The sequence below is a fragment of the Vibrio sp. YT-19(2023) genome (genome assembly GCF_033337395.1).
The window spans coordinates 1-17,342 of record NZ_JAWOQN010000015.1 but is presented as its reverse complement, the minus strand read 5'-3'; the positions used below and the strand labels follow the sequence as shown (position 1 = coordinate 17,342).

Annotated in this window: 15 protein-coding genes and 1 pseudogene; 12 read left to right on the top strand and 4 right to left on the bottom strand. The window is 45.1% G+C overall.

Translation table 11 applies throughout. From position 1 onward, the window contains the following. The 5 genes from R7E78_RS12760 (at nt 1) to R7E78_RS12740 (ending at nt 5,245) form a co-directional block, all read left to right on the top strand. Nucleotides 1-1,044: an ABC transporter permease gene (locus R7E78_RS12760; protein ID WP_005379369.1), complete on the top strand. Its 1,044-nt coding sequence runs from the start codon at nt 1-3 to the stop codon at nt 1,042-1,044. A 38-nt stretch (nt 1,045-1,082) separates the two neighbouring features. After that, nucleotides 1,083-2,909, top strand: coding sequence for an extracellular solute-binding protein (locus R7E78_RS12755; protein ID WP_213867104.1), 1,827 nt, complete (start codon nt 1,083-1,085; stop codon nt 2,907-2,909). A gap of 9 nt (nt 2,910-2,918) precedes the next feature. Next, nucleotides 2,919-3,776: an ABC transporter ATP-binding protein gene (locus R7E78_RS12750; protein WP_005379371.1), complete on the top strand. Its 858-nt coding sequence runs from the start codon at nt 2,919-2,921 to the stop codon at nt 3,774-3,776. 35 nt (nt 3,777-3,811) lie between these two features. Next, nucleotides 3,812-4,651 carry an ABC transporter ATP-binding protein gene (locus R7E78_RS12745; RefSeq protein WP_005379372.1) on the top strand — a complete coding sequence of 280 codons (840 nt, stop codon included), beginning with the start codon at nt 3,812-3,814 and terminating at the stop codon, nt 4,649-4,651. 168 nt (nt 4,652-4,819) lie between these two features. Next, nucleotides 4,820-5,245 carry a phosphate-starvation-inducible protein PsiE gene (locus R7E78_RS12740; RefSeq protein WP_158173570.1) on the top strand — a complete coding sequence of 142 codons (426 nt, stop codon included), beginning with the start codon at nt 4,820-4,822 and terminating at the stop codon, nt 5,243-5,245. Between the two features lie 55 nt (nt 5,246-5,300). Here R7E78_RS12740 and R7E78_RS12735 read toward each other — a convergent pair whose 3' ends face one another. Beyond that, the gene (locus R7E78_RS12735; protein WP_262644236.1) at nt 5,301-6,167 is read right to left on the bottom strand and encodes a YicC/YloC family endoribonuclease; all 867 of its coding nucleotides are present in this window, start codon (nt 6,165-6,167) and stop codon (nt 5,301-5,303) included. Nucleotides 6,168-6,351: 184 nt separating this feature from the next. On the opposite strand from R7E78_RS12735, the gene rph reads away from it, so the two are divergent. Both rph and pyrE read left to right on the top strand, forming a co-directional pair. Further along, the gene (gene rph, locus R7E78_RS12730) at nt 6,352-7,068 is read left to right on the top strand and encodes a ribonuclease PH (RefSeq protein WP_031780917.1); all 717 of its coding nucleotides are present in this window, start codon (nt 6,352-6,354) and stop codon (nt 7,066-7,068) included. A gap of 104 nt (nt 7,069-7,172) precedes the next feature. After that, nucleotides 7,173-7,814 carry an orotate phosphoribosyltransferase gene (gene pyrE, locus R7E78_RS12725; protein ID WP_005379384.1) on the top strand — a complete coding sequence of 214 codons (642 nt, stop codon included), beginning with the start codon at nt 7,173-7,175 and terminating at the stop codon, nt 7,812-7,814. An 84-nt stretch (nt 7,815-7,898) separates the two neighbouring features. On the opposite strand, the gene R7E78_RS12720 is transcribed toward pyrE, so the two are convergent. From R7E78_RS12720 to coaBC, 3 genes are all read right to left on the bottom strand, one after another. Further along, nucleotides 7,899-8,849 carry a Kdo(2)-lipid IV(A) acyltransferase gene (locus R7E78_RS12720; RefSeq protein WP_033905948.1) on the bottom strand — a complete coding sequence of 317 codons (951 nt, stop codon included), beginning with the start codon at nt 8,847-8,849 and terminating at the stop codon, nt 7,899-7,901. A gap of 6 nt (nt 8,850-8,855) precedes the next feature. After that, the gene (slmA, locus tag R7E78_RS12715) at nt 8,856-9,446 is read right to left on the bottom strand and encodes a nucleoid occlusion factor SlmA (protein WP_005379386.1); all 591 of its coding nucleotides are present in this window, start codon (nt 9,444-9,446) and stop codon (nt 8,856-8,858) included. A gap of 171 nt (nt 9,447-9,617) precedes the next feature. Continuing rightward, nucleotides 9,618-10,817 carry a bifunctional phosphopantothenoylcysteine decarboxylase/phosphopantothenate--cysteine ligase CoaBC gene (gene coaBC, locus R7E78_RS12710; protein ID WP_017820705.1) on the bottom strand — a complete coding sequence of 400 codons (1,200 nt, stop codon included), beginning with the start codon at nt 10,815-10,817 and terminating at the stop codon, nt 9,618-9,620. 193 nt (nt 10,818-11,010) lie between these two features. Between coaBC and R7E78_RS12705 the strand changes: the two genes are divergently transcribed. The 5 genes and pseudogenes from R7E78_RS12705 to R7E78_RS12685 all read left to right on the top strand — a co-directional run bounded on the left by R7E78_RS12705 (nt 11,011) and on the right by R7E78_RS12685 (nt 17,324). Continuing rightward, nucleotides 11,011-12,684 carry a methyl-accepting chemotaxis protein gene (locus tag R7E78_RS12705; protein WP_213869616.1) on the top strand — a complete coding sequence of 558 codons (1,674 nt, stop codon included), beginning with the start codon at nt 11,011-11,013 and terminating at the stop codon, nt 12,682-12,684. A gap of 114 nt (nt 12,685-12,798) precedes the next feature. Further along, nucleotides 12,799-13,326 (top strand): annotated as a pseudogene (gene radC / locus R7E78_RS12700) (RadC family protein); the annotation flags it as partial. 80 nt (nt 13,327-13,406) lie between these two features. Next, nucleotides 13,407-15,002, top strand: a complete 1,596-nt coding sequence (locus tag R7E78_RS12695) for a site-specific integrase (protein WP_193837233.1) — start codon at nt 13,407-13,409, stop codon at nt 15,000-15,002. Continuing rightward, on the top strand, nt 14,999-16,873 hold the full coding sequence (locus R7E78_RS12690; protein WP_318057935.1) for a hypothetical protein: 1,875 nt from the start codon (nt 14,999-15,001) through the stop codon (nt 16,871-16,873). Before R7E78_RS12695 ends, R7E78_RS12690 begins: the two co-directional genes overlap by 4 nt. Continuing rightward, the gene (locus R7E78_RS12685; protein WP_318057934.1) at nt 16,866-17,324 is read left to right on the top strand and encodes a hypothetical protein; all 459 of its coding nucleotides are present in this window, start codon (nt 16,866-16,868) and stop codon (nt 17,322-17,324) included. The genes R7E78_RS12690 and R7E78_RS12685 overlap by 8 nt, the downstream gene beginning before the upstream one ends. Nucleotides 17,325-17,342 lie beyond the last annotated feature (18 nt).

Sequence of the window (17,342 nt, the reverse complement as noted above, 5' to 3'; positions counted from 1 at the left end):
ATGATTAAAGTTAGTCCATTAACTCAAAAGAAAATTCGTCACTTTAAAGAGATCAAACGAGGCTATTGGTCGTTTGTTGCTCTTTCTATCATGTTGATCCTTTCTCTATTCGCCGAACTTTTGATTAACAGTAAAGCGCTAGTCGTCAAGTACGATGGTAGCTACTATTTTCCTGTTGTCAGTGACGTACGTTTAGGTAGCGAATTCGGCCAAGAGTCATCCAGCGAAGCGGATTATCGCGTACTGCAAAAAGCGTTTGAGGCCGAAGGGGGCGACAACTTTGTTATTTTGCCGCTTGTGCCATGGAACCCATATGAACAAGATTTTAGTGGTGATTTCCCGCCAACAGCACCTAGCGCCGAAAATAAGCATTATTTAGGTACAGATGTGATAGGTCGCGATATTTTGGCGCGACTTGTCTACGGATTCAGAACGGCGATGGGATTTGCGTTGCTTACGATGGCCATTTCCTACGCGATCGGTACTGCAGTCGGTTGTGCTATGGGTTTTTGGGGCGGTAAATTTGACTTGTTTGTACAGCGACTTATCGAAATCTGGTCAATGGTCCCGTTTTTGTACGTCATTATGATTCTTGTCTCAATCGTTCAACCGACGTTTGCTCTCTTTGTCGCTATTAACGTGCTTTTCACTTGGATGGGGATGACATGGTACATGCGGACCATGACCTATAAAGAAGCGGCACGAGAATACGTAATGGCGGCACGTGCTTTAGGGGCATCGACTGGACGTATCTTGTTTAATCACATCTTGCCAAATACGATGGTGATGATTGTAACCCTAGCACCTTTCACTATTGCAGCTAACATCACAGCATTGACTGCTCTCGATTACCTAGGCTTAGGCTTGATGCCACCAACACCAAGTTGGGGGGAATTACTGCAACAAGGTAAGTCAAACTTAGATTCGCCATGGATTGTTGCGTCAGTAGTGACTTCTATTGTTCTGGTTCTGGTAATGGTGACCTTTATTGGTGAAGCCATTCGAGCGGCTTTCGACCCGAAAAAATTCACACGCTATGTTTGAGCGAGCATTGTGAGCAAAACATAAAAAAGGGAAGTTTTATGAAGAAATTATTTTTAGCGTCCACGCTGAGCGCCCTGAGTTTTGGTGCAATGTCAGCAACGCTTCCGACTGACTTAAACTGGCAAACAAACTGGGATGAGCCTCAATATGGTTCGCCAGAAGCGAAACGTGGAGGGACTTATCGCACCTTTATGTCAAGTTTCCCGCAGACGTTACGTAGTGTTGGCCCAGATGCTAATGCAGGGCTACGTTCTTTTATCTTAGATGAAACACCAGGCTTGGTGGTCCGCCACCCAGATACTTTAGAGTTCATACCTGAGCTTGCTAACGAGTGGGCGTTAGCAGGTGACAACAAAACGGTCTATTTTAAACTCAACCCTGAAGCCAAATGGTCGGACGGCAAACCTGTGACTGCCGACGATTTCGTGTTCATGCTGAAGTTTTATCGTTCCAAAGACATCTTGGAACCTTGGTACAACGATTACTACAACAAAACGATTGCGGATGTTATCAAGTACGACACTCACACGTTTGCTGTTAAGGCGGCGAAAGAGTTCAATCCGGAAGAATTGCTGTTACGAATGGGGGCTCTGCGCCCACGTCCCGCACATTTTTATGCTAACCCTTCAAAAGATGAAAATGGTGACGGTATACATGACAACTTTGTCCGCTACTACAATTTTAAAAGTGAACCAACGACCAGTGCATACTACCTAGATGACATTAAAAAAGGTAAAAGTGTTACCTTCAAGCATGTCGGTGAAGACTGGTGGGGTTACAGCAATAAGTATTATAAACATCGCTATAATGTCGACAAAATCCGCATCACAGTGATTCGCGACAGTGATATCGCGATGAAGCACTTTGAGAAAGGGAAGCTGGACGCATTTGGTCTTGTTTTACCAAGCTTATGGCATGATAAATCGAATACGGAACCTTACCAAAAGGGATACATTCAAAAGTTCTGGGGTTACAACCAATTCCCAGTTGGGGCTGGTGGTGTATGGATGAACACCGCGATGCCTTTGCTGGATGATTTAAACATTCGCAAGGGCATTACTTACGCGATTGACTTTGATGGCATGATAGAGAATGTCATGCGTGGCGACTACTCCCGTAAACCGAACCCGACCGGTTATGGTCATGGTAAATACACCCTACCAGATGCTAAGGCACCGAAGTTTGATCCCGCAAAAGCGGCCGAGGCATTCGAAGCCGCAGGCTTTAACAAAATTGGTTCTGATGGTATTCGTGTCAATGATAAAGGTGAGCGCTTAAGCTTCGAGCTGACCTACGGAACACCTGTTCATACTCCTCGTATTGCCTTTTTGCGTGAGCAAGCCAAGCTAGCAGGGCTGGATATTGAGCTCAAGTTAGTTGATGGCTCATCCATGTTCAAATACGTACGTGAGAAAAAGCACGATTTGGCTTTCTTAGATATGGGTACGTCTGAGATCCCAACGTATTGGGAGTATTTCCATTCAGTCAATGCGAACAAGCCGCAAACTAACTCTTTCACAAACTACAGCACGCCTGAACTGGATGAAAAGATCATCGAGTATCGTTTTGGCATGGATATGGATAAAAAGATCCAGCTAGGTCATGAGATTCAGCGTGACATCATTGATGCTCACGTTATCGTCCCAGGCTACATGGTTCCTTATGTCCGCTATGGTCACTGGCGCTGGTTAAAGTTTCCAGATAAGCCAATGAATCGCATGACAGAGGCGCTGTTCAGTGGTTCAATCATAGGCGATGGCACTTACTGGATTGATAGTGATATCAAAAAAGAAACGAAACAAGCGATGAAATCAGGCAAAGCTTTTGAACCTGTTGTTGTCGTAGATGACACTTATAAGCTGTAAGGATTGGTTATGGAAAACGATGTAATCCTAAGTGTTAAAGATCTCGAAGTTGAATTTACCACCGATGATGGGCCAGTGAAGGTTCTGCATGGTGTGAACTTTGATGTGAGAGCTGGGCGTACACTCGGTCTGGTGGGAGAGTCAGGTAGTGGTAAGAGCGTAACCTCAATGTCGATCATGGGGCTATTACCTAAGCCATATGGCAACATCATTAAAGGTGAAGTGAATTATCGCGGCACCAACCTAGTTGATTTGCCTGCGGAAGAGATGTACGCCATGCGTGGCGATCGCATTTCGATCATCTTCCAAGACCCAATGACGGCGCTTAACCCAGTGCATACCATTGGTCGTCAAATATGTGAAGTGCTTGAGCTCCATCGACCTGAGCTCGACAAAAAGGAGCGGGAGGCGTACTCGATTGAGATGCTGGCAAAAGTAAAAATTCCAATGCCAGAGAAGCGATTGAATGAGTATCCCCATAACCTATCTGGTGGTATGCGCCAGCGTGTCATGATCGCGATGGCATTGGCCTGTAAGCCGGATATTCTGATTTGTGATGAACCGACTACAGCGTTGGATGTTACGGTTCAGGCGTCTATCCTTGAACTGATGAACGAGCTTCAGGAAGAAACAGGCATGGCAATGATCTTCATCACTCACGATCTCGGGGTTGTGGCAGAAGTGTGTGATGATGTTGCCGTGATGTATGGTGGGCGTATTGTTGAAAAAGCAGAAATTTTTGAGTTGTTTGATAACCCGCAGCACCCATACACAGAGCGTTTGATGGGGTTGATGCCGAGCTTAGATAATGAGCCAAAGCAGATGATCGATATCAAGCCTATTGATGCCAGTATGTTTGCCAGTTAACTGAGCAAAGTGAACCAGTCATAAAAGAGGATGTTATGGCAAAAGAAGTATTAAGAATTGAAAATCTTAAGCAGCACTTTGTTTCTGGTAAAGGGCTGTTCAAGAAAGGCTACACCATCAAAGCGGTAGACGGGGTTTCACTGTCTGTTTCTGAAGGTGAAACACTGGGGCTAGTTGGTGAGTCAGGTTGTGGTAAAAGCACCCTTGGTCGCACGATCTTAAAGTTATACGAGCCAACGGAAGGTAAGATTTTCTTTGAAGGTAAAGACATCACTAAATTGTCTGTTAAAGAGATGCGCTCGCTGCGTAAAGACATGCAAATCGTCTTTCAAGACCCAATGGAGTCACTCAATCAGCGTCATACCATCGGTATGATTCTGGAAGAACCGTTTGTTATTCATAAAATTGGCACGCCAACAGAGCGTAAACAATGGGTAAAAGAGCTTTTAATCAAAGTGGGATTACCAGAAACGGCAGTAAACCGTTATCCACATGAATTTTCAGGCGGACAACGGCAGCGTATCGGTATTGCTCGCGCGATTGCATTGAAGCCTAAACTACTGATTTGTGATGAATCGGTATCTGCGTTAGATGTGTCGGTACAGGCGCAAATCTTGAACCTATTGCTACAACTGCAACAAGAAATGAATTTGGCGATCATATTTATCTCTCACGATCTCTCGGTGGTGAAACATGTCTCTGACAAAGTTGCCGTGATGTATTTTGGTAAAGTGGTAGAAGCAGGCAGCGCTAAAGAAATTTATGCAAACCCGCAAAACGAATACACCAAAAAACTCCTATCTGCGATTCCGATCACTCACCCTAAATATCGGAAGAAAAAGCGCGTAGCTGAAAAAAAGCAGCAAGTGGCGTAAGTGATGCCACAGGTCCTATAACACCAAAGCGCTCCGCCAAATAAGCGGAGCGTTTTTATAAGCAAATGCCAGGACTTGGAGTCGATTTGCACTGATGTTTATTCTGATTGATTGAAGATCGTTGCATGCTAAACTCAAGGCCTATTTTCTTTGTTTGGATAATGGACCATGCCGTCGAATTTACCAAAATCCTTTAGTCGACCTTTCCTGAAAATCTTCCATATTTTGGAGGCGGTGTTATTAGTCTCTATTACCTTGGCGACGTTGTACGCCATGATGCAAGAGTTTGTGCACGTATTTGTAGAGAAGCGTGTCTTACTCACAGATATTCTTTTGATGTTTATCTATCTGGAAGTGCTCGCCATGGTGCAGCAGTTCGTGATGAACGGTAAAATTCCGGTACGCTATCCTATCTATATCGCGATGATGGCAATCGCCCGCTATATCACACTCGGAATGAAAGAGCTGGATGCAGTTTTGGTTGTGTGGTTATCTCTGGCTGCGTTTATTTTGGCTGCGGCTACTTTGCTGATCAGAATTGGGCACCATTATTGGCCCTACGTTGATAACAGAACTTCGGAAAAAGACGAATAAAAGAAAGCCCCGTATTAGCGGGGCTTTTTTGTTTCAATACTCGATGACTTTTAGATCATTCAATGTTTTGGATCTGCTCACGCATCTGTTCAATTAGAACTTTCAGTTCAACGCCCGATGCGGTGATGTCGGTGCTGATGGATTTCGACGCTAGCGTGTTCGATTCACGGTTGAACTCTTGCATCATGAAATCTAGACGACGACCGACTGCGCCACCTTTCTTCAGGATGTTTGTTGTTTCTTTTACGTGAGAGTCAAGACGGTCTAGCTCTTCTGCTACGTCTGATTTCTGTGCCAGAAGGATAAGCTCTTGCTCGATACGAGATGGATCCAGTTCCACTTTAGCGTCTTCGAACTTCGAGAATAGTCGTTCACGTTGCCATTCTAAAATTTCTGGCATGCGCGCACGCACTTTTACGACTTCTGCAGAAATGGCGTTCAAACGCTGTTCAATCAGCACCTTCATGTTCTCGCCTTCACGAGCGCGCGCTTCAATAAATTCATCCATTGCGCCATCAAATGCTTCTAGTAGCACTTTATTTACCGCATCCATGTCTTGCTCTGGCGTTTCCATTACCCCCGGCCATTGCATGACTTGAAATGGATTGATTCGGCTCAGTTCACCAGTCATGTGCATGACTTGTTCAGCGGCTTTAATTACCTGGCTAGCAAGCGCTTCATTGATGCTAAGCTCACCTTTTGCGGCAGGGTTTGATTCAAAACGCAGATTACATTCTACTTTGCCTCGCGCTAAGCGCTTACGAAAGCGCTCACGTAAAACGGGCTCTAACCCGCGAAATTGTTCTGGCATGCGGAAGTATGTTTCTAAATAACGCTGGTTCACGCTGCGGATTTCCCATACCGCAGAGCCCCAATCGCCTTTTACTTCTTTGCGTGCATACGCTGTCATACTGTAAATCATCGAATTTTCCTGTCTTCATTTTTTGAAAATTACTTCAAGAGTGTATCATGCTGCGTCGATAGGTGCGCGGGATGTATGGATTGTTTATGTTGTGCCAGCGGCGTAACCTATGAATCCGGAATCGATTCCGTTATAATCTTCGCCCAACCAAATCGTCTTCTCCTCATATTTAAGGTAGATGCCCATGCGTCCAAACGATCGCAAGGCGGATCAAGTTCGCCCTATCAAAATTACTCGTAACTACACAGCTTACGCTGAAGGGTCAGTGCTAGTTGAGTTCGGTAACACCAAAGTGTTGTGTAATGCGACCGTCGAAGAATCTGTGCCACGTTGGCTAAAAGGTCAAGGTAAAGGCTGGGTTACAGCTGAATACGGCATGCTACCTCGAGCAACACATTCTCGTACTCGTCGTGAAGCGGCAAGTGGCAAACAAGGCGGCCGTACGATGGAAATTCAGCGTCTTATCGCGCGAAGCCTACGTGCTGTTGTCGATCTAAAAGCCATGGGTGAGTTCATGATCACCGTTGACTGTGACGTTATCCAAGCAGACGGCGGCACTCGCACTGCATCTATCAGCGGCGCAAGTGTTGCAATGGCCGATGCGTTCCAACACCTAGTAGATAGCGGCAAGCTAAAAGCAAACCCAATGAAAGGCCACGTAGCGGCAGTTTCTGTCGGCTTACTAGGCGACGAAGTATTGTGTGATCTTGAATACGTTGAAGATTCAGCGGCAGACACAGACATGAACGTAGTAATGACCGAAGAAGGCAAGATGATTGAAATTCAGGGCACCGCAGAAGGTGAACCGTTCAGTCACGAACAGCTGATGGCATTGCTCGAGTCGGCGAAAGTCGGCATTACGGAAATTGTCGCAGCGCAGAAGGCGGCGTTAGCCAATTGATTTAGATAGCTCCCATTATGGGGGCTATTTTTTTATCTCGACAATAGAGAAATGAATGATTGTCGAGAAGAGACACAAGAAACCAAGGACATAGAGAGAAAATAATGAAAGCATACCAGCGTGAATTTATTGAGTTTGCACTTGAGAAAGAAGTTCTTAAGTTTGGTGAGTTTACTTTGAAATCTGGCCGTAAAAGCCCGTACTTCTTTAACGCTGGTCTTTTCAATACTGGTCGTGACCTAGCGCGTCTTGGTCGTTTTTACGCAGCCGCGCTCGCTGATTCTGGCATTGAGTTTGATGTACTGTTTGGCCCGGCGTACAAAGGTATCCCAATCGCGACGACAACAGCAGTCGCGCTGGCGGATCACCACGATATCGACACGCCTTACTGCTTCAACCGTAAAGAAGCGAAAGATCACGGCGAAGGCGGTAACCTTGTAGGCTCTGCGCTTGAAGGTCGAATCATGCTAGTGGATGACGTAATCACAGCAGGTACTGCGATTCGTGAATCGATGGAAATCATTCAAGCAAATGGCGCAGACCTTGCTGGTGTGTTGGTTGCGATTGACCGCCAAGAAAAAGGCAAAGGTGAGTTGTCTGCGATCCAAGAAGTGGAGCGTGATTTTGGTTGTGCAATCATCTCGATCGTTAGCCTGACTGACCTTGTGACTTTCCTTGAAGAGAAAGGCACAGACAAAGAGCATCTAGAAGCAGTCAAAGCGTACCGCGCAGAATACGGCATTTAATTCGTTACTTTTTCTGAAAAAGTAAAAAGGGCAGATGGATATTCATCTGTCCTTTTTTGTTTTTGGATTTATCGCCTTGACCACTTACTTATAGCGAATGCCTTTCTCGACATGCTCATCTTGCATGGTTTTATAGCGTTTATGGAGCCACATCCATTGCTCTGGAGCGCGTAGAATGACTTCTTCCACATACTTGTTCATATAAGCGGCAGCGGCGACTTCGTCTTTTTGTGGATAATCGGCTTCAATGCACTTATCGGCGATGATGTCGTATTTTCCTTCGTCATTGCGAAATCCTGAGCCTGGGATGATCGCACATTTTGAGGTATACGCCAGAATGCTCGTGCCTGTTGTCGTACACGCATCGTCTACGGCAAAGAAGGGCACAAATACTGATTTTTTGCGACCGTAATCGTGATCCGGTAAATAGAACAGACGCTCACCGCTGCGTAAAACACGAATCATCTTTTTTACATCTTTACGATCAATCAGTTTATTGCCGTTATGTGTCCGTCCCCAATACTGGATAAAGTTATAAGCAGGATTATTATGCGGACGAAACGCGCCGTACCCGGCCACGCCTAACACGGCGAAAGCACGCGCAGTGATCTCTAGATTTAGAGCATGGACACAACAAAGTAGGACGCCTTTACCTTCTTTGGCTTTTTCACGCAGTGCGCCGAGATCTTTCTCGACGATCAGGTTTTTAAAGCGCCAAGTCGGCCAGAACCAAGTGATTCCGGTTTCTATCAGTGCCATACCGGTATTTTTGAAGTTCTCTTCAACAATATGTTGAATCTCTTCAGGTGTTTTGTCTGGAAAGGCCAATTCTAAGTTACGCTGAGCAACGTGGACACGCTTTTTACCGTAGCGCATGCCAAGTTTACCGAGTGAACGACCTAATGAAAGCAGCAGCCGATAAGGAAGAATATTGACGAGGATGGCCAACAGACCAAAACCAAGCCATACGCCCCAGTTACGAGGGTGAAGAAGTGAAAGAGAAAACTCGGGCTGCGTGTATTTGTCTTTACTCATAGTCTTTTACTTTATTTGTGCACTCAAAAGCGCCCAGTACTCGTCAAAGTTTGCAGTCGGCTGGTATTTAAAGTCGCTACGCACAAAGCGGTTTAGGCTCCCCTCAACTTGTCCCAGAATTTGCGCGGCTAGGATGCGCTCTTCGACAGGGAAAGACTTCCCTTCACGAATCTTACGTTCACGCAGGATTTGGCGCAATTGTGTTTCTATACGCTCAAAGAGTTGATTGATGCGTTCACGTAGACGTTCATTTTCAAACATTAGAGCATGACCCGACAAAATGCGTGTCAGACCTGGGTTACGTTCAGAGAACGCCAAAATAAGGTGCATCACCATACGAATACGCTCTAGTGTATCTTTTTCGTCGTCTAGAATACGGTTGATACGTGTCATCAAGGCTTCTTCAATGAACTCAATCAACCCTTCGAACATGCGCGCTTTACTTGGGAAATGACGATACAGCGCGGCTTCTGAAACGCCGACTTGCTTGGCCAGTTTTGCCGTAGTAATGCGTGAAGCGCCATCTGTTGATTCAAGCATTTCTGCCAATGCTTGTAAGATTTCTTCACGACGGTTGGATTTTTTACTGCCGGCCATTAGTTACTTCCTTTCAAAATACAAAGTTGAGCGGAGGGGATTATAAGACGCTATTTCGCCTCAAACTAGACCACTAAGGGTGGAATGGGAGATTTAACACCCTTAGTTGTCATTTTTGTACCAAATTTATGCCAGCTTTTGTAAAAAATTGGCAGGGTTTTCAAACGTTAGTTACATCAATTGATGCATTTTTTCGAGAATTTTAAAGCTCAATGCTTCTTTTGATTCTAAAGCGAGCGCAAGTTCACCTTCAGGCCAGTAAAGGGTAATTGCGTTGTCGTTGCTGTTAAATCCTTGCCCTGCAACCGAAACGTCGTTTGCACAGATCATATCGAGGTTTTTCTTTGTTAACTTGCCTCGAGCATAGGTCTCTACATCATTGGTTTCAGCCGCAAAACCGACGGTAAACGGACGCTTCTCCGTCATTGCTGCCACAGATGCAACAATATCAGGATTTTTAACCATATTAATGACCATTTCGTCGTTGTCTTCTGTCTTTTTCAACTTTTGAGACGCGATCGTTTGTGGGCGGTAGTCGGCAACGGCAGCGCAGCTAATAAAGGCATCATGCTGGTTTGCATGTGTCATAACGGCTTCGTGCATCTCTTGTGCACTGGAAACATTTATGCGTTCAACACCTACGGGCGTATTTAAACTGACAGGACCGCTCACGAGGGTGACTTTTGCTCCCATCTGCGCTGCGGCGCTCGCCAATGCATAGCCCATTTTCCCGGAGCTATGGTTCGTAATGTAACGCACTGGATCAATCGCTTCGCGAGTTGGTCCGGCGGTAATGAGTATCGACTTACCTTCTAGCAATTTTGGTTGAAAGAACTGTTCACATAGATGTACTAGCTGCATTGGTTCCAGCATTCGACCTGGTCCTACATCACCACAGGCTTGCTCTCCTGCCGCAGGGCCCCAGATGTGCATACCACGACGCGCTAACGTAGCGATGTTCTCTTGGGTTGCGATATTGCGATACATCTGTTGATTCATCGCAGGAGAAACGGCAACAGGGGAATCCGTCGCGAGCACGAGCGTAGTAAGTAAATCGTTCCCCATGCCTGCGGACATGCGCGCGATTAAGTCCGCGGTCGCGGGCGCTAATAGCACTAAATCTGCCCATTTGGCCAATTCAATATGGCCCATAGAGGCTTCCGCTGCTGGGTCTAGTAAACTGTCCGAGACAGGACGGCCCGAAACGGCTTGCATGGTTAAAGGGGTAATGAACTCTTTTGCGGCTTTCGTCATTACAACTTGAACTTGCGCTCCTCTCTCTATGAGGCGACGGGTTAGCTCCGCACATTTATACGCGGCAATACCGCCACTGATGCCGAGTAGAATTTTCTTTCCTGCTAGTGTTTGCATGTGAGATCTCCAATTTGATGACCGGATTTTAACACAATTCAAAGTCTGACCGCCCGAGCATATATAACGAGAAGATAATTCACATCAAACTCCAGAGTATTAATCTGACCGAGGAAGGGAAAATTCTCGCCTACCTCACAGACAAGTTGCGCGGAGTTTGCAAGTCTGAAAAGAAAAAGAGGTAGTGGAAACCATGGTGTTGAAAAGTCGAAACAAATTGCTGCTGATAACCCTAATTCCGCTGTTGTTGATCACCACGTTGATCTCAGTGGTGTATTACATCAACAGCAGTAAAAGTTTGGAAGCGGAGCTAGCAAGAGATAGGCAAGAGCTCATCGAAACGAAAAAGAAAGAGTTACAAGCCTATATGATGATGGGCGTGACGGCGATAAAACCGTTATACGACACGGATGTAAATGGAAGTAATAAAGAGGCAGCAAAAGAAATTCTGAAAGCCATGCGCTTTGAAAGCGATGGTTACTTTTTTGCCTACGACTCTCAAGGTGTGAATACGTTGCATGCCATCAAACCTGCATTAGAGGGTAAAAACCTTTACGACTTAAAAGATGAAAATGGGGTCGCAGTTATTGCGGGCTTGATTGACGCTTCTCAAAAAGGGGATGGGTTTCTCTATTTCTCGTGGCACAAACCGACCATTGACGCACAAGCGCCTAAGTTGGGCTATGCAGAATATCTATCGAAATGGGACTGGGTTTTAGGTACTGGCGTTTATATTGATGACATCGACCAGCAAGTTGCGATGCACAGAGAGTTAAAGACTCAAGAGCTAAAAGAGCATACATTATCTGCCGTGTTGATTTCCGTTATTGGATTGATCATTACCAGTGTTCTCACCAGTATCGTGGTGTCTAAAGGTATTCAGCCATTACAACATGTCGCGGCTTCATTAAAAGATGTTGCCGCAGGCGGCGGTGACTTAACGGCTCGTTTAAAAGTCGAAAGTCAGGATGAAGTCGGTGAAGTGGCGGCGGCGTTTAATGAGTTTATGGATAAGCTGCACCCACTGATGCAGGACATTCATCGCTCTGCGACGACAGTACAGACCGTTTCCCAAAGCCTGAACACTCAGACCAGCCAAGCGAGCGGTCAAATGCAGGATCACTGTTTAGAGACGGACAAAGTCGTGACGGCAGTGACGCAAATGAGCATGACTGCCAAAGAAGTAGCCAGCAATACTAATGCGACCGCGCAGGCAATTGACGATGCCAACAGTCAAGTCACCGCCGCTCAGCATGAGGTCGAGCAAGCAATAGAAGGCATTACCGAACTCGTGACGGAGATAGACAGCACGTCAGATGCAATTTCTGAGTTGAGTTTACAGACCGAAAAAATAACCAAAGTGCTGGATGTGATTGGCGAGATAGCCGAGCAAACGAATTTGTTGGCCCTAAATGCGGCGATTGAAGCGGCTAGAGCCGGTGAGCAAGGTCGAGGGTTTGCCGTCGTTGCGGATGAAGTGCGCTCGTTAGCCAGTCGTACGCAAAATAGTACTCATGAAATTGGCGACATGCTCAAGCAGCTACAAAATGGTGTATCAAGAGCGGTCAGTACGATGTCGGTGAGCCAAAAACGAGGTGTCAAAACGGCGGAAGAATCTGCGCTCATTCAGCAATCTCTTTCTGGTGTTCATCATTCTATCGGAACAATTCGAGATATGGGTATTCAAACCGCGTCTGCCGCAGAAGAACAAAGTGCGGTTGCAGAAGACATCAACCAAAACTTAGTGGCTATTCAACAGATCGTGAACAACATTAATGAGACGTTGCAGCATGCCGAGTCAATCAGCACGCAGCTATCACAGTCTGGAACAGAAATTCACGGCTTGGTTGGCAACTTTAAACTCTGATGAACTGTTAAGTTGCATGGAAAGCACTGATGGTACGAAGAAAGCGAAAGTCATACTCGACTTTCGCTTTTTGTTTTGTGGAATAGGGACACTTTCCATATAAAGGGACATCAGATGATACTGAAAGCTTTGCCAAATGAGTCCATGCCCAGAGAGAAGCTACTGCAACGAGGGCCGCAAGCTTTGACCGATGCCGAACTGCTGGCCATCTTCTTGCGCACAGGCACCCGCGGAATGAACGTGATTGAGCTTGCAGACTTCCTTATTCAAGACTTTGGTTCGCTCAGACAACTATTTTCAGCATCAGAAGAAGAGTTTTGTCGTCACAAAGGATTAGGGCAAGCCAAGTATGTTCAGTTGCAAGCGGTACTAGAAATGACACAACGTTACTTGGCGGAGACGCTAAAGCGTGGTGATGCCTTAACCAGCCCCGACCAAACTAAGTTATATCTGTCTTCTATTTTAAGGGATCGGCAAAGAGAGGTTTTTTATATTCTTTTTCTCGATAACCAGCACCGAGTGATAAAAGATGAAATTTTATTTGAAGGAACGTTGGATGCAGCGTCGGTGTATCCGAGAGAAGTCGTCAAGCGTGCTCTGCATCATAACGCGGCGGCTTTGATTCTAGCGCAAAAAATACCTGATAAACTAAATCTTCATAATTAACTTTTAAAGTTGAGATTGCTGTATATTTTGTTCGTATGTACAGTGTGGGATTTAGTATGTCTAGTAACGATAAAAATCAAAAAAAGCTCATACGAAAAGAGATAGAAATTTCAACTATACCTAACTTCGTTTACGAGAAACCACTGGTATCCATTGATGATAATGGAGAACCTCAAGTTACATACCGTGCCAATGGCAATAAGACCCCCGTAAAGAAACTCCCTTTACTCCATATCACTGGGTATGGCGATAAAGACAAACTAGTCAGTTACCAACCATTAGACATGGTTAATGAGTTCTTATTGTCAAAAGCAATTGATGATGGCGTGCTTGAGCTTAGTACCGATGCACAGGGGCTTGCCCATTACTTCAGTTTTGTATTAGACAAACAGGCAGAGTGGGATGCTAAATACGATAAAGAGGACTTTGACCCTCTCTATGATGATCCCCGTCCAGAATGGAATACCTTTCCTCGTAATAAACAGGAACGATTAACCTACCAATATCGAGATGGAATCAAACAACTCGCTATTGAGGGTGTATTGGCTAAAACAACGGCTAGGCAATACATGAGCAGTGTCGTTGGTTTTTATAAACACAGCCTTCGTCAGGGCGTCCGCTTTAACAACCCTCCTTTCCAATTTGAGACAGTGAATATCCATTTTGAGGCGTCTGCATCCAGTATGAAAGCATATCAACGTAAGCAGGTGCATACGACGGATATGCGGATTAAGTTTACTAAATCATCGCGTAGTGGTGGCACAAACCTCAGTAATCTACGCCGTGACTTAAAACCGTTTACCAATAATGAATGGAACATTCTGCAAACCATTTTAATGAAATCTCGCAGGGTGGTTCGTCATGGTGACAACAATAAACTGCATTCATTGCCGATTGAGTTCTGTCTGCACCCCATGATTTGCCGTAATACTGGATTGCGGAGAGAAGAAGCAGCGAGCCTTCACTTAGGACAGGTAGTTAACCCCGAAACTATGATTCAGGACGGCAAAGAGGTGTTTAAAAAGCCTGTGATGGATTTGGGTGTTGGTGATAAGTATCAATCACTCACAAAGACGGCTGAGGGCTTCGCAGAGAAGAATAAAAGCCGGGTTACCATTATCCCCGCCACATTGATGAAGATGCTTTACGATTACTCTCAGTCTGACAGGTATCAAAAGCGTCTGGAGAAATTCAAAGCATGGTGCAAGGAGCAGAAAGAAGAAGGAAATTCGCATTTCTTTGACGGAGATGATGCGATTAACCCTAAGCTGGAATACTTGTTTATTACCCAATCAGGGAAACCGATGTTTACGCGGCTACAAGACTTTACCGGGCGCTGGGTGGAGATACGTAACACTGCAAACCTAACCCGAGGTCTTGACCATCCTATAGTCGGCTCCCTACATAATTTACGCTCAACGTTTGCCGTGAATATCTTCCGTCACCTTTTAAATAAAAAAGATGACTATGGCAACCCGCTAATCACACCCGATGAGGCATTGGATAGGGTATCAACCTTAATTGGTCACGAAGATAGGTCGACGACGATAGAATACCTGAAAATAGCACAAGATATGCCTTCCGCCGATGAAATCTACGAGGACGTACTGGACTATATTGGCGCTTTTGATGATCTAGAGGGGTCATTATGATTCAAGGACGAAAGCGAACCAAAATTGCGATAGAGAAGACCCGATCACCAATGATCCCACTTCATTTTGAAGATATGGTTTTAGACAATAGTAATGGCATAAAATCTCACATTTATCGCCTGCGCTATCGTAACGTCCCGACAGTAAAGCAAATTAGCTCAGGGAATGAGGTGTTAGCAAATCGGGATGATATTGTCAGGGAAATTTACCAAAGGCTAAGCTTTTTACCTCACAAAATAACGAAGCAGCACTACTTTTCTGGGCTTGTTAGTTACTTCCGGTATCTTGACGGAATTGGTTATAACGGTGACCTTTTCAGTAATGCAGTCATGACTGATAGCATTAAACACTTCAATAAATTACGCGAAAAAGGTTTGCAGATATCGGAAGCAATGCGGATTAAAGACGGCTTGTCAGTATTATTAAAACAGTGGAACCGAGAAGCCGACGTTAAGGTGCTACCGAACGTTGCAAATAGATCTTCTGCTACGAATAAAGCGTTCCATATAGAAACAGAGCTGAAACCATTATCCAAGATATTGGTTAAGGGAGCGCTGGCCTTTCAGGAAGCAATTGAGAAAAATGGTCTGCTAGATATTCATCCGTTTTTTGATGAAGAGCTTTTTTCTGAGCAAGCGAAGCTCAAAGGATGGACACCACCGCTAACTGCAAATAAGAAATATGGTTTCAAGAAGTGCATGATCCCCGTGCCTGGAACAATAAAGGACAGCTCACTTTCACTTGAGCGACTTCATCGACAGGTTTTTTATAACCAGGCATCACGCAATTGGTTTTTCGTGCTCTCAATGCTGACAGGCATGAACAAATCAGTGCTTGCCAACGTGCAGCATAAGGATGTTTCATTCAAAAATATTGGTAGTGGACGGTTTGTTTTTAACGGTGAAAAATTCAGGGCTGGTTATAAGGATTTGGATAATAGCGCAGGCTTTAGCCTGAGAACCAAAGAACTGCTCATCCGATGGCTAGAAACGTCTAAATTGATGTTCCAAACACTGGAGATTCCGATTGCAAGTGAACTGCCGCTTTGCCCTTTCTTTAGCGCTAGTGGTGAGATTTGGACATTCGGCACGCATGGTACAAATCTTAGCTATATCAATACACAACTTGAGAAAATAACGGGGTTAACGGTTACTGCAAGCCGATTCAGGGCCACAAAATCTGATGTACTGATGCGAGTCACTGAAGATATATTCCTTGTGTCACAGGGGATGAATAATACCGTGAATGTTGTCGCTAAACGGTACTCTAGTGGTGTCCAAGCAGACCATGATAATAACCTCAACGCCACGTTTAGTGCGTTAAGCGCTGTTGCCAAAGGAGAGGAGATTGGTAAAGCCATCGAGGATGCCAAGGCGATGCGCAGCGATATTTTATCAGATTATGATTATAAGAAATTGAGTACCCGCGAAAGCAAAGAACAGCCATTCATGACAACGCCCAGTGGTATCAAATGCGCGGGGGCAACACCAGAGAAGCTTGTTGCTGAGGCGAGGCGCATGAAGCAGTTGGGCATTGATTTTTCCAAAGATACGGGCCGTTGCTCGGATTTTCTTGCTTGCTTTGATTGTGACAGCCATAAATTGGTGGCGTCAGAAAATGATATCTGGTTGATGTTATCTTTTTTGGAGCAAATTGAAGACCTCAAAGAGATAGTGGCGAGTAATTCCGCACCTAAGGGTGAGTATTTCGTTGTGGAAGGTATGTTGAAAAAAGTTCTTCTCAGACTGAAACAAAAAGCACCTAAAAACTACGCTCAAGCAAAACAAAAAGTGGATGATGGCGATTACCACCCGCTTTACCAAGACAGAGCCAGCGCAAGCCAATTTTTTAAGGGATCATTTTATGTCTGAACAGCCTATACAGCTTCGCCCAGAACTAGCCGGAAATCCGTATGTAACGTTTGATTCTTACGGGAACGGAGTGTCACGTGTCTTTGATCTAGAGTGGGACTTTTACGCACTAAAACAGAACAAAAAAATAATCTCTTTTGGCAATATTGATGAGAAGTACCGCCAAGATATTCAGTCTTACCTCTATGCATTGATGCAGTGGCAGAAGAAGGAATCAAGCTCTGATTCGCATGCAACGGTTGGTTCGTTAATAAATATTAGGGCTCGTTTGAACACCCTCGCAACACGCTGGGGAAAAAGTGAATTCAGCTTACTTTCGATCGAACGAGAATGGAAAAAATTCACACAAACATTACATGGGGTTGGGCGTAAAACAACGTGCAGTCATCTTGCGGCTTTGTTGCTTAATTCGATGAGAAGACATGGTAGCCCCATGTTGTTCAGTTCTTAAACAACATACTGAGTTTCA